Annotated in this window: 11 protein-coding genes; 2 read left to right on the plus strand and 9 right to left on the minus strand. The window is 67.4% G+C overall.

Annotated features, from left to right (window positions below; all coding sequences use genetic code 11):
• Positions 1-37 precede the first annotated feature (37 nt).
• From derI1 to eltD, 8 genes are all read right to left on the minus strand, one after another.
• The gene (derI1, locus tag N536_RS0118720) at positions 38-502 is read right to left on the minus strand and encodes a D-erythrulose 4-phosphate isomerase DerI1 (protein WP_029115007.1); all 465 of its coding nucleotides are present in this window, start codon (positions 500-502) and stop codon (positions 38-40) included.
• Positions 499-2,244: a D-erythrulose 4-kinase gene (gene derK / locus N536_RS0118725; protein WP_029115008.1), complete on the minus strand. Its 1,746-nt coding sequence runs from the start codon at positions 2,242-2,244 to the stop codon at positions 499-501. The genes derI1 and derK overlap by 4 nt, the downstream gene beginning before the upstream one ends.
• Positions 2,241-3,395: an ABC transporter ATP-binding protein gene (locus N536_RS0118730; RefSeq protein ID WP_029115009.1), complete on the minus strand. Its 1,155-nt coding sequence runs from the start codon at positions 3,393-3,395 to the stop codon at positions 2,241-2,243. The genes derK and N536_RS0118730 overlap by 4 nt, the downstream gene beginning before the upstream one ends.
• A complete protein-coding gene (locus N536_RS0118735; protein ID WP_029115010.1) occupies positions 3,392-4,510 on the minus strand; it encodes an ABC transporter ATP-binding protein in 1,119 nt (372 codons plus the stop codon). The genes N536_RS0118730 and N536_RS0118735 overlap by 4 nt, the downstream gene beginning before the upstream one ends.
• Positions 4,510-5,391, minus strand: a complete 882-nt coding sequence (locus N536_RS0118740) for a carbohydrate ABC transporter permease (protein WP_029115011.1) — start codon at positions 5,389-5,391, stop codon at positions 4,510-4,512. The genes N536_RS0118735 and N536_RS0118740 overlap by 1 nt, the downstream gene beginning before the upstream one ends.
• Before the next feature lie 2 nt (positions 5,392-5,393).
• Positions 5,394-6,353: a carbohydrate ABC transporter permease gene (locus N536_RS0118745; RefSeq protein WP_029115012.1), complete on the minus strand. Its 960-nt coding sequence runs from the start codon at positions 6,351-6,353 to the stop codon at positions 5,394-5,396.
• Between the two features lie 15 nt (positions 6,354-6,368).
• Positions 6,369-7,748 carry an extracellular solute-binding protein gene (locus N536_RS0118750; protein WP_369798448.1) on the minus strand — a complete coding sequence of 460 codons (1,380 nt, stop codon included), beginning with the start codon at positions 7,746-7,748 and terminating at the stop codon, positions 6,369-6,371.
• Between the two features lie 78 nt (positions 7,749-7,826).
• A complete protein-coding gene (gene eltD / locus N536_RS0118755; RefSeq protein ID WP_029115014.1) occupies positions 7,827-8,915 on the minus strand; it encodes an erythritol/L-threitol dehyrogenase in 1,089 nt (362 codons plus the stop codon).
• Between the two features lie 115 nt (positions 8,916-9,030).
• Between eltD and N536_RS0118760 the strand changes: the two genes are divergently transcribed.
• Complete coding sequence (locus N536_RS0118760) at positions 9,031-10,065, plus strand: sugar-binding transcriptional regulator (protein WP_029115015.1); 1,035 nt, start codon at positions 9,031-9,033, stop codon at positions 10,063-10,065.
• Positions 10,066-10,078: 13 nt separating this feature from the next.
• The gene (locus N536_RS0118765) at positions 10,079-10,861 is read left to right on the plus strand and encodes an SDR family NAD(P)-dependent oxidoreductase (RefSeq protein WP_029115016.1); all 783 of its coding nucleotides are present in this window, start codon (positions 10,079-10,081) and stop codon (positions 10,859-10,861) included.
• Here the strand turns inward: N536_RS0118765 and N536_RS0118770 are convergent.
• Positions 10,846-12,345, minus strand: a complete 1,500-nt coding sequence (locus N536_RS0118770) for an FGGY-family carbohydrate kinase (RefSeq protein ID WP_029115017.1) — start codon at positions 12,343-12,345, stop codon at positions 10,846-10,848. The two genes, N536_RS0118765 and N536_RS0118770, sit on opposite strands and share 16 nt — an antisense overlap.
• Between the last annotated feature and the right edge of the window lie 3 nt (positions 12,346-12,348).

Below are 12,348 nucleotides of genomic sequence, written 5' to 3' on the forward strand. Positions count from 1 at the left end.
ACGCTCAGCGTGACTAAACACGCCGAAATCGCCTTGGTCAGCGGGCGACGGGCTCGTATCCGTCGATCGCGTCGACCTTGCCCGCGGACGGGCTCTGCGGGTCGAATTCGTAGTTCAGCCACTCGCGCGCCAGCCGTCGGGCCAGCTCGAGGCCGATCACCCGCTGCCCGAAGCACAGCACCTGGGCGTTGTTCGACAACACCGACCGCTCGACGGAGAAGCTGTCATGCGCCGTGACGGCACGGATGCCCGGGACCTTGTTGGCGCTGATCGCCACGCCCAGCCCGGTACCGCAGACCAGCAGCGCCCGGTCGGCCTTGCCCTCGGCGACCAATCGCGCGGCCGCGACGGCGACGTGCGGGTAAGCGGTGTTCTCGTCGGCGCCCACACCGACGTCGATGACCTCGCCGACGCGTTCGTCGGCCATCAGGTCGCCCTTGAGGGCCTCCTTGTACTCGTAGCCGGCGTCATCGGCGCCGACGACGATGCGCAGTGGGGTCACGAGGCATCTCCCTTCGCAGTGAGGACGAAGCAGTCCGCGACGACGTGCGCGCACATGGCCAGCGACGTGGCGCCCGCGTCCGGGGTGCCCACGCTGCGGTCGCCGAGTGGGCGGGCGCGGCCGATCTTGGGCCGGAGATCCGCGGTGGCCCGCGCGGCGTCGGTTGCCACGTCGGCGGCGGCACGCCAGGCCTCCTGCCATGGTTCGCCTGCGGCGACCCGATGCTGCATCTCGTCGACGAACGGCAGCAGCGCATCGAGCATGGTCTTGTCCCCCGGCGCCGCACCTCCCAGCCGGACCAGCGCGTCGTAGCCGTCGCGCATCGCGGCGGCGACGGCGGCCGAGTCGGGCCGTCCGGTATCGCCGAGCCGTGCGCCGATCGCGCTGAGCATCGCGCCCCAGAGCACACCGGACGTGCCGCCGGCCTTGGCGGCCCACTCCTTGCCCGCGGCGTTCAGCACCGAGCCCTGGCCCGCGCCGTCTCCAACCGCCCGCGCGGCGGCATCGCGGGCCGCGGACGACCCCTTGACCATGCCGCGGCCGTGGTCCCCGTCGCCGGCGACGGCGTCGATGCGGCCCAGTTCGTCCTCGGCGTCGGCGAGCATCGCGGCCATGGCGTCCAGCGCCCTGGCGACCAGCGCGCCGCCGGAACGGGCGTCGTCGTCGGCCAGCTCGGCCGCCTGCGGTGCGGCAGCGGCGGCGTCGGCGGCGGCCACGGTCCGACGCTCACTCGAATCCCGCTTGGCCGCAATGCCCTTGCGGTAGGCCGGCGTGTCGGCCGGTGCGGTCCAGTACTTTTCGAGCTCCTCGTCGAGCCACATCACGGTGAGCGAACAGCCCGCCATGTCGAGGCTGGTGACCAGTTCACCGACCTCGGGTTCGACGATCTCGTAACCGCGTTCGCGGAGCAGCCGCGCCACGGTGCCCCACACCACGAACAGCTCCTCGTACTTGGTGCGGCCAAGTCCGTTGAGAATCACGGCAATTCGCTTGTCGTCCCTGCCCGTGTAGTCCCCGAGCACGCCGTCGACGAGGGCGACCGCGAGGTCGGCGGCCGACGCCATGGGCTCGTCGGACACCCCGGGTTCGCCGTGGATGCCGAGGCCGACACCCATCATGTGGTCGGGAACGGTGAACAAGGGCTCGTCGGCGCCGGGCAGCGTGCAGCCGTCGAAGGCGACGCCAAGGGTCCGGGTGGCGGCGTTGGCCGCTTCGGCGACGCGGATCACGCCGGCCAGGTCGAGGCCGTCTTCCGCCGCGGCGGAGGCGCACTTGAACACGGTGAAATCGCCTGCGATACCCCGTCGTTTGGACTCGTCGCCCTTGGGTGCGCTGGCGACGTCGTCGGTGACGGCGAAGTAGTGGGCGTCGATGCCCTCGCTGCGCAGCTGGTCGACCGCCAGGCAAAAGTTCATCACGTCGCCGGCATAGTTGCCGGTGGTCAGCAGCACACCGGCGTCACCGTGCGCGGCTCTGGCCACCGATGCGGCCTCTTCGGCCGACGGTGACGTGAAGACGTTGCCCACCACCGCACCGTCGGCGAAACCGGGTCCCACCGTTCCGCAGAACGCCGGATAGTGCCCGGACCCGCCGCCGATCACCACGGCCACCTTGCCTGGCGCCGTCTCGCGGGCCCGGACCACACCACCGGGCACGCCGACCACGTACGACGCGTTGGCGTCGAGGAATCCGGTCAGCATGTCCTCGGTGAACCGGGCGGGGTCGTTGAAGAGCTTTGTCATCGCAGCCGCTCCCCCGTATCGGCGTCGAAGAGATACACCCGTTCGGGCGGCGCGGTGACGACGACCCGCTGTTCCGGCTCGTAATCCTCCTGGGCCGGCGTCTGCACGACGATGCCCTCTTCCACCCCGGCGATGGTGCTGGTGGCCAGCCCGAACTCGAGCAGATGCTCGAAATATGCAACGGTGGCTCGGATCCCGGTTCCATCGCCTGAAGACAAGGTGCAGTCCTGGGGCCGGATCCCTACCGCGACGCGCGTGCCGTCGGCGACGGCGGTCGCCTTCGCTTCCAAAGAGCCGGCGCCTGAGCCGATCTCGACACGGGTCGCACCGCTGTCCTTCCGGACCGTCCCGCGCAGCACGTTGATCTGCGGCTCACCGACGAACTGGGCGACGAACAGATTCGCCGGGTCGTCGAACACCTCGTCGGGTGTGCCGAACTGCTGCACCACGCCCGCGTCCATCACCGCGAGGCGATCGGCGAGCGACAACGCCTCGACCTGGTCGTGGGTGACGACGATGGTCGTGTAGCCGAATTCGCGCTGCAAGACCTTCAGTTCGCGACGGACCCGTTGGCGCGCGGCCGCATCGAGGTGACTCAACGGCTCGTCGAGGAGCAGCACCGGTGGGTTCCTGACCAAGGCCCGCGCCAGTGCGACGCGCTGCTTCTGACCGCTGGACAGGCCGGCGGGCCGCAGCTCCAGCATGTCGTTCATCTCCAGGCGGTTGCTGATCGAGGCAACCATCTGCTCGGCGCCCTTGACCTTGCGGGCCTTGAGGCCGTACAGCAGGTTCTCCCGGACCGACAACGGTGGATACAGCGCGTAGCTCTCGAAACCGACGCCGATGCCCCGCTTCGAGGCGGGCAACTGCGAGATCTCCCGGTCGCCGATGCTGATCGAACCGCTGGTCACCGTCTCCAGGCCCGCGATCATCCGCAACGTCGTGGTCTTGCCGCAGCCCGATGGACCGAGCAGCGCGACGAGCTCACCCGGTTCGATTGCCAGGTCGATGCCCTTCACCGCGGTGACGCTCTCTCGTCCCCGGGACGCGTAGGTCTTCACCAGCCCGCGCAGCACCAGGCTCTGCGCGGTTCCCGAGGAATCCGACCGGTGCTTGGGCGCGCCGTTGGTCCGCGACGTCGTCACACTCATTGCGCTGCCTCCAGGGTCTTGTCGTCCGCACCGAGCCGTCGAGTGTCGCCATCGCCCGCGGCAAAGACGTGAACGTCCTTGTCTGCCACCGTCATCGACACGGGGGAGCCTTCATCGGCGCCTTCGCGTCCCGACGCCAGGACGATCAGCTGCTCGCCGCCGACCTGCACCGTCAGCTCGACGTTGCGGCCAAGCCGCTCGGCCAACAGGACCGTGCCGCTCAGCCGCGCCGATCCGGAGTCTGCGCCGACGACGTGAATGTCACAGGGGCGCAACCCGACCCGCACGCGCTCACCGGTACGCACGTCGACGCCCGCGGGCACCGGCACTCCGATCGAGCCGTCGCCCAACCGAATCTGCCCGTCGTCGACGATGCCGTCGAGGAGGTTGATCTCGGGCTGCCCGAGGGCACGTGCGACGAACGTGTCGGCCGGCCGCCGCCAGATCTCCTCGGGTGTACCGATCTGCACCAGCGACCCGGATCGCATCACCGCGATGCGGTCCCCGAGCGCGAGGGCCTCCTGGTAGTCGTGCGTGACGTAGACGGTCGTGGTCTTCGACATCGCGCCGAGTTGCTTGAGCTCGGCGCGCATCGCCGCCCGCAATTTTGCGTCCAGATGGCTCAGCGGTTCGTCGAGCAGATAGATGTCGGCGGGCCGGACCAACACGCGGCCCAGTGCGACCCGCTGCCGCTGCCCGTTGGACAACTCTCGCGGAAACCGCTTGAGCAGATGGTTGATTCCCAGCGTCGTGGTCACCTGGTTGATCCGCTCGGCGCGCTGGGCATCGGTGTACTTGCCGGTGCGGCCGGACTTCAGCGGTGAGGCCAGGTTCTCGTTGACGGTCTTCTGCGGGTACAGCGCGTAGCTCTCGAACGCCATCGCGACGTTGCGGTGGTACGGCTCGACGCGCGTCACGTCGGTGCCGCCGATCGTCACCGTGCCACCGTCGATGTCGACGAGGCCGGCAACCGACTTCAGCGTGGTGGTCTTGCCTGCCCCGCTGGGGCCGAGGATGACGAAGAACTCGCCGTCGGCGATGTCGACCGACAGATCGTGCACCGCCCTGGTCTTCCCGAACGACTTGGACAGGCCCTGCAGCGATACGGTGGCCATCAGGCTTTCACCGCCCCGAACGACAGGCCGCGCACCAGGTATCTCTGGATGGTGAGCGCAAGTATCAGCGGTGGCAATGCCGCGATGATCGCGGCCGCGGCGGTCAGGTTGTAGTACGCCTGCCCACCGCCACCGAGGAACTTGGTGATCGCGACGGTCACCGTGCCCGCGTTGCTGTCGGCGAGGATCAGCGGGAACACGTAGTTGTTCCAGGCGAATATGAACGCCAGCAGGGCGGCAGCGGCGATGCCGGGACGCACGATCGGCAGCGCCACCATCACGAATGCCCGTGTCCTGGTGTAGCCGTCCAGCAGCGCGGCGTCCTCCAGGTCCGCGGGCAGGTCCTCGAAGTAGGACCGCAGGATCCACACCACCAGCGGCATCGTGACGAGTTGCAGCACCCAGATCATGCCGACCTTGGTGTCGAAGAGGCCGATCTGGTTGTAGATCACGAACAGCGGCACGATGACCATCAGCTCCGGCGCGAACCGGAACGACAGCATCTGGAACATCAGGTCGTTGCTGCCCTTGTACTTCCAGCGGCCCGCCGCGTACGCCGCGGGAATGCCGATCACCAGCGAGACGATCACCGCGCCACCGCAGTTGAGCAGGCTGGTCAGCAGCGAGGCCTTGAAGTCGACACTGGTCATCTGGGTGCCCTTGTCGGACAACACGGTTGCGAAGTTCGACCAGGTCGGACTGAACTCGAAGTAGGTGCTGGTCTGCTGCTCGGCGTTCTTCAGCGCCAGGATCAGCATCCACACGATGGGGAACAACGAGAACACGAACCAGAAGATCAGGCCGACGTCTGCCGACACCGATCCGATCGAGAGACGCCGCTGCCCGGGAAGCAGTTCGCGCGTAGCCGATTTGAGTGCCATGGTCAGGACTCCGCTCCCGCAGCGCGACGCTGCGCCTTGCCGAGCACGCTCACCAGGTAGCGCGCGGTGATGAACACGATGATCCAGAGCAGCAGCATGTAGGTGCTGCCACGCGAGTAGTCCAGGTTGATGATCGAGTCCTCGAAGGCCCCGATCTGCAGTGTGCGGGTGGCGACGCCAGGCCCGCCGGCGGTGAGCACGTAGATGTGATCGAACACCTTCAGGTTGTCCATGAACCGGAAGATCACTGCGACCAGGATGTAGGGCCACAACATCGGCAGCATGAGCTTGCGGAACATGTAGAACCAACCGGCACCGTCCACCTCGGACGCCTCGAACGGCTCCTTGGGCAGCGACCGGATGCCTGCCAACACCAGGATGGCCACGAACGGGGTGAAGATCCACAGATCGACGAGGATCACCGACCACAGTGCGTTGGTGCTCGACAACCAGTCGAACGTGTTGCCCAGTCCGAGAACGTGATTGAGGATGCCGAATTGCGGATTGAACATCAGCTTCCACATCACGCCTGCGATCACCGGGGCGATCATCAGCGGCAGGATTAGCACCTTCTCGAAGATCTTCCCGATGAACGACGACCGGTTCAGCAGCAGCGCGAGGCCGACGCCGAGCGCCGTCTCGACGAGCGTGGCCAGCACCGCGAAGATCGCCGTGACCTTGACGCTCTGCCAGAAGATCTGGTCACCCAGCACCGACTTGAAGTTGTCGAACCAGATGAAGTGCGGGTCGGGGTTCACCGCGGCGTAGTTCAGGAACGCGTAGTAGGCACCCACGGCGAACGGGTAGAGGATCCCGATGACGATGACCAGCGCGGGTATCGACAGCAGGTAGGGGCGCATCCGGCGCCGCCACGTCGGGATCTCGGGGAGTGGCCGGCGCGCCTGTGTCGTGGCGGACCGTTCGGGTTGCGTCGGAGGCGCTTTGGGGGTTTGTGTCGTCATCGTTGCCGCAACTCCCTAGAGGTTGACCTTGGAGGTATTGGTCTTGGCGAGGCTGCGTAGTCGCGACGCAGCATCGTCTCCGCCGTAGATGTCCTGCAGGGCCACCGCCCAGTTCTGCGTGGTGTCGAAGAACTTCTTCTGCGGGGTGAACTGGATCTTCGACGATCCGATCACCGTCTCGAAGGCCTCCAGATAGCCGAACTGCTCGGCGGCCACCCGCTTGAAGGTGGTGTCGAAGACGGACTTTCGCACCGGATCGGCGTAGGTGCCGCCCTCGACGGCCTTGTTCATCGACTCCTTGCCGGTCGCCCACTGGATGAACAGCCAGGCCGGCAGCTTGTTGCGGGAGTTGGCACTCATCGCCCAGCTCCAGGTCCACAGGTTCGTCTTGTAGTTCCCGTCCGGCCCGGCAGGCCCGGCGTACCAACCCAGGTTTCCGGCTTCCTTGCTGGCGCCGGACTTGTTCTTCGGATAGGTGGCGCTGTCGGCATCGAACACCATCATCGCCTTGCCGTCGCCCAGATCGCCTGTGGCATTGGGGTAGTCGTAGGTGGTCCACGACGTCGGCCCGGCCTGGTGCTGCATCTCGATCCACTTCTTGGTGAAGTCGATGGCCTCGTCGCTGTCCATCTCGGCGATCATCTCGGAGCCGTTGAACGTGTAGTCGACGGCTCCGGCCCGGGAGTACTGCGTCATGAAACCGGGGTGGATCGTGGCCCACGACTTGGACCCGCGGGTGGCGATGCCGTAGCGGTTCTGCGACCGGTCGGTGAGATCGACCGCGAGCTGGATGAAGTCGTCGAAGTTGTCCGGCAGCTTGGTGATGCCGCGCTGGTCGAAGTACGCCTTGTTGTACGCGACCACGTTGTTCTCGAAACCCCACGGGATGGCCCACTGGCCACCGGTGCCCAACGGCGTGCCGGGCGTGAAGTCCCACCGGGTGGACGTGCGCAAACCCTCGAAGATGTCGTCGAAGTCGTACTCGGCGTTGGTGGCGGCGGAGTTCTGCAGCCACGGGTTGAGGTCCTCGATCCAGCCCGGCGGCCCGTACTGCCAGATGAAGTAGGCGCCGAGCATGAACGCGTCGTGCTTTCCGGATCCGCCTGCCAGCTCGGTGTTCAGCTTGGTGAAGTAGTCGGCCTCTGGTACCAGGTCGACGTTGACGGTGATGCCGGTGAGTTCGGTGAACTCGGCAAGCAGCGGCTGGTAGGACAGCTGGTACGGGTGCGGCGTCTGCAGGATGTTGATGGTGGACCCGGATGCCTTCTTCCAGTCGAATCCGCCGCTGACCTCTGCGGCACCGTTCGGAGCGCTGGCCTTGCCGCCGACGCCGCAGGCGCTCAGCACGGGCAGGCTGGCGGCGGCCGCACCGGCAACTCCCAACGCCGCCAACATGTTCCGCCGCGACATCTGCGGGCCCTGGAATCCAACTCGGTTACGACTCATCTGAGATAGTCCTTCGGTCGGGAGGAATCAAGCCGGAATCAGGGAGACCTTCACCGACTCCTTGCCGCTGGCGACGAGGTCCAGTCCCTTCTGGAAGTCGTGCAGTGGCAATTGGTGAGTGCAGATTTCGTTCATCGGCAGCACGCCGGACTCGATCATCCGGATCGCGGCGGGCCAGCAGTACGGGCCGAGGTGTGCGCCGAGGACGTCGAGTTCCTTGTCGTCGCTGATGATGCTCCAGTCGACGGAGACGTCGCTGCCGAAGACGCCGTACTCCACGTAGCGGCCGAGCTTGCGCAGCAAGTTGAGCCCCTGCGGTACGGCGGAGGTGTGGCCGGTGCCCTCGAGGTAGACGTCGGCGCCGTATCCGTCGGTCAGGCCCTTGATCACCTCGACCACGTCCTGCTCGGCGATGTTGATGGTGATGTCGGCACCGCAGGCCTTGGCGAGTTCCAGCTTCTCCGGCGCCATGTCGAGCGCGATGACGTGCATCGGGTTCTTGGCCCGCGCGCCGGCGACCATGCCTAGTCCGATCGGCCCGCAGCCGGCGACCACGACGGTGTCCTCGAACGTGATCTGGGCGCGCTCGACGGCATGCAGCGAGCAGGACAGGGGCTCGGCGAACGCGGCGTGCTGCGGCGGGATGTCGCCGGATACCTTGTGCACCAACGCCTCCGCGGGGTACACCATGTAGCTCGCCATGGCGCCGGGGGTGCGTCGCTTGAAGCCGTATAGGTCGTGCGGCTGACACATGTGGTACTGGCCACGCTTGCAGTAGCGGCACTCCCAGCACGGCACGATCTGTTCGGACACCACGCGGTCACCGACGGCGATGCCCCACCTGTTCGCGGCCTCGTCGTCGAGTTCGACTACGCGGCCGGTGAATTCGTGGCCGGGGATCACCATCGTCTCGGCCCAGGCCGGACGGTTCTCGTCACCCCAGAACTTGGCGGCGCCGTGATAGCACTTCAGGTCGCTGGCGCAGATGCCGACGGCCTCCACGCGAATCAGTGCCTCGCCGGGTCCGCGCTGCGGGACTGCGACCTCTTCCAACCGGTAGTCGTGCGGTCCGTGGCACACGACCGCCTGCATCTTCTCGGGGATTTGGTCGGTCATCGGCAGCTCCTTCGCATGTGGCTGCGGTCACACTATCGAGCCCGTGCACATTTGTCCAGAACGAATGTTCAGGAAAATTCTTTCCAGAACACATGTGCAATGACATACTTTCCCCATGCCCCGCCCGGCCCCGCGCACGCCGACGACCCCGGTGGGCGACGCGGCCCCACCAGACGGCGAAGGCAGTCACTTTCCCGCATCACTGCTGTACAGCGCGGCGCGGCTGTACTACGAAGACGACGCCACGCAGGCCGAGGTCGCCGAGCGACTCGGCACCAGCCGCGCCACCGTGAGCCGGCTGCTGTCCGAAGCCAAGCGGCAGGGCATCGTGCGCATCGAGGTGGTGCCGCCCGCCGAAGCGCGACCCGGTGACCTCGCCGACCGTCTCGCCCGCGCACTCGGTCTGACGTCGGTGTACCTCAGTCCCCCGCTTCCGACTCCCAGCGCGGGCCGCAGCGTCGTCGACGTGATGGGCCGCGCGCTGGCGCCTGCGGTCGGCCGCGCGCTGAGCGAAGCGGGCCTGTTGCCCGGCGACGTGCTGCTGGTGTCGTCGGGACGCACCGTGTACGAAGTCGCGCAGTTCGACCTGACCGCACTCCCCGGCGTGGTGATCGCACCGACCGTCGGCGGCAACGACCAGCCCGAAGAGTGGTATCAGACCAACGAGATCACACGGCTGGTCGCCAATCGCGTTGGTGGGCGGGCGAGTTATCTCTTCGCACCCGCGCTGCCCGGCGAAGAGTTGTACCAGTCTCTCCTCAACGACCCGAGCATCCAACGGGTACTCCATCTTTGGCCGCACGCGCGGTGCGCGCTGATGGGCGTCGGCGCCCCGCCGCTGATCCGGTCCGACATTCCGCAGTTCGTGCCGACCGGCTCGACGTCGCTGCGCGCTGCGGTCGGGGACGTGTGCTCGCGGTTCTACGACCGCGACGGGCAACCCATCGAGTTCGACGGCGGGGAGCGCCTGATCGCCGTCGAACTCGATGCCCTGCGGCACATTCCGGTGACCATCGCCGTTGCGGTCGGCAAGGAGAAGGTCGACTCGATCATCGGCGGCGCCCGCGGCGGGTACTTCAACCACCTCGTCACCGACCCGGTGACGGCCACCGCCATCCTGGCCAGTCCGGCCATCGACGAACAGGTGTGACGACGTGACCACCATGGCAGAACCGCAGCGCCCCGGCACCATTCGCCTCGACGGTAAGCGGGCCCTCATCACGGGCGCCACCAAGGGAATCGGCGCCGACATCGCCCGCGCCTTCGCCGCGGCCGGCGCCACCCTGGTACTCAGCGGCCGCGACGAGGCGGAGCTGGAACGCGGCGCCCGCGCGTTGACCGACGAGTTCGGAGTCAAGATCGGTACCGCCGCAGTCGATCTGGCGCTCGGCGACGGACCAGCGCGACTGGCAGAACTGGCCACCACGGCGTTCGGCGGGCTGGACATCCTAGTCAACAATGCCGGCATCTCGCATCCCCAGCCGGTCACCGAAACCGATCCCGAGATGTTCGACGCCACCATGGCAGTCAACCTGCGGGCCCCCGCGCTGCTGGCCGCCGCAGTGGGCAGGGTGATGGTGGCGCAGGGCACCGGAGGGTCGATCGTGACCGTGGCATCGGCGGCCGCGCTGGCGCCACTGCCCGACCACTACGCCTACTGCGCGTCCAAGGCGGGACTGGTGATGGCGACGAAGGTCCTCGCCAGAGAACTGGGCCCGCACGGCATCCGGGCCAACTCGGTGTGCCCCACCGTGGTTCTCACCGAGATGGGTCAGCGGGTGTGGGGCGAGGAAGCCAAGGCCGCACCGATGCTGGCGCGGATACCGTTGGGCCGCTTCGCCGTACCGCGCGAGGTGTCCGAAGCCGTGCTGTGGCTGGCGTCGGATGCGGCCAGCATGGTCTCTGGTGTCGACATCGCCGTCGACGGCGGCTACACGATGGGCTGAGCGTCCCGCCCACCGATCGCGCCGAGCGCGTGGACTGCTCCCCTGGTCGCCGGATACAGCTCCCGCCAGACGCCATACAGCTCGTCGTACAGCGCGTGATTGGCCGGGTCCGGCGTGATCTCCCTGTCGATCTTGGCCCAATCCGTTTCCGGTGCAACCAATTCCGCACCGATCGCCGCCATCAGAGCGCCGCCGTAACTAGCGCCGATGGCCTGCTCGGGAACCAGCTGCGGACGGCCCGTGATGTCGCTGACCGCTTGCGCCCAGACCGGGCTCTGCAGTCCGCCGCCGACCGCGACGGTACGCAGGCCGGTGTGCGCGTCGTCGAACATCTCCAAGATCTGCCTGATGCCGAAACCGATGCCCTCGTACGCCGCGCGGAACAGATGACCGCGGCCGTGCCGCAGGGTGAGCCCGGCGAACAACCCCCTGGCCTGCGGATCGAACACGGGGGTCCGCTCCCCCGCCAGATACGGCAGGACCATCAGTCCTTCGCTTCCAGGAGGAACCGCCGCCGCCTCGGCCATCAGCACGTCGAATGCCGCGCCGCCCGTGACCTTCTGCAGCCAATTGATCATGCTGCCCGCGGTCGACGTGCCCGCGGCCAATGCCAGTGAACCGTGGGCGACGCCCGCCGTCGTCCACAACGCGGGGTCACTGTGGTAGGAGTCGATGACCTGAACCAGGAACATCGTCGAGCCGTACATCAGCATCTGGTCACCGGGATTGCGGACGCCAGCCGAGAACGCCTCGGCGTACGCATCGACCGTGCCCGCCACCACCGGCGTGCCCTTCGGGATGCCGGTCGCGGCCGAAGCTTCGGCGTGAACGGTGCCGACGACGTCGCTCGGCCAGACCAGCCGAGGCAGCGGCAGGTGCCCGCAGATCCGCTTCGCCCACTCGTGGTTCCAGTCGAATTCGCGCGTGACGTACAACGGATCGCACTGGCTGGCGGTGTGGTGATCGAGCACGTACTCGCCGGTCAGCTTCGCCGTGATGTAGGAGTTCGACCCGTACCAGCCGGTCGCCTGCTCGAACACCCTGGGTTCGTGGCGCCGCACCCATTCCAGCTTCGGCCCGACGGCCTGGCTGGACAGCAGCGTGCCGGCACGTTCCAGGATGGCGTCGGCGCCGAATTCGGCAGTCAGCAAGTCGATCTCGACGCTCGCGCGGGTGTCGACGCCGTACAGGATCGCCGGCCGCAACGGTGTCAGCGCGTCGTCGCAGAGCACCAGGCATGGCCCGACGCCGCTCACGCACATGGCGGCAATGCGTGCGCCCGGCGGCATCTCGCGCGTCAACTGGTTGCCGAGCTCGCACACCTCGCGCCACCACAGCGCCTCGGCGTCCACCTCGGCCCAGCCCGGCCGCGGCAAGTCCATCGCATGGGCCCGTGTCGCCGAGGCGATGACCGTGCCCGCGGTGTCCACGAGGACGCCCTTCGTGCTCCCGGTGCCCATGTCGATGCCGAGAAGCAGGTCCACGCC

Origin of the sequence: Mycobacterium sp. URHB0044, from assembly GCF_000620625.1 — a bacterium.
In the GTDB taxonomy this organism is placed as follows: domain Bacteria; phylum Actinomycetota; class Actinomycetes; order Mycobacteriales; family Mycobacteriaceae; genus Mycobacterium.

Excerpts from the sequence above, each read along its gene's own strand:
- derK (WP_029115008.1), bottom strand. The coding sequence starts at position 2,244 with ATGACAAAGCTCTTCAACGACCCCGCCCGGTTCACCGAGGACATGCTG.
- N536_RS0118730 (WP_029115009.1), bottom strand. The coding sequence starts at position 3,395 with ATGAGTGTGACGACGTCGCGGACCAACGGCGCGCCCAAGCACCGGTCG.
- N536_RS0118735 (WP_029115010.1), bottom strand. The coding sequence starts at position 4,510 with ATGGCCACCGTATCGCTGCAGGGCCTGTCCAAGTCGTTCGGGAAGACC.
- N536_RS0118740 (WP_029115011.1), bottom strand. The coding sequence starts at position 5,391 with ATGGCACTCAAATCGGCTACGCGCGAACTGCTTCCCGGGCAGCGGCGT.
- N536_RS0118745 (WP_029115012.1), bottom strand. The coding sequence starts at position 6,353 with ATGACGACACAAACCCCCAAAGCGCCTCCGACGCAACCCGAACGGTCC.
- N536_RS0118750 (WP_369798448.1), bottom strand. The coding sequence starts at position 7,748 with ATGTTGGCGGCGTTGGGAGTTGCCGGTGCGGCCGCCGCCAGCCTGCCC.
- eltD (WP_029115014.1), bottom strand. The coding sequence starts at position 8,915 with ATGACCGACCAAATCCCCGAGAAGATGCAGGCGGTCGTGTGCCACGGA.
- N536_RS0118760 (WP_029115015.1), top strand. The coding sequence starts at position 9,031 with ATGCCCCGCCCGGCCCCGCGCACGCCGACGACCCCGGTGGGCGACGCG.
- N536_RS0118765 (WP_029115016.1), top strand. The coding sequence starts at position 10,079 with ATGGCAGAACCGCAGCGCCCCGGCACCATTCGCCTCGACGGTAAGCGG.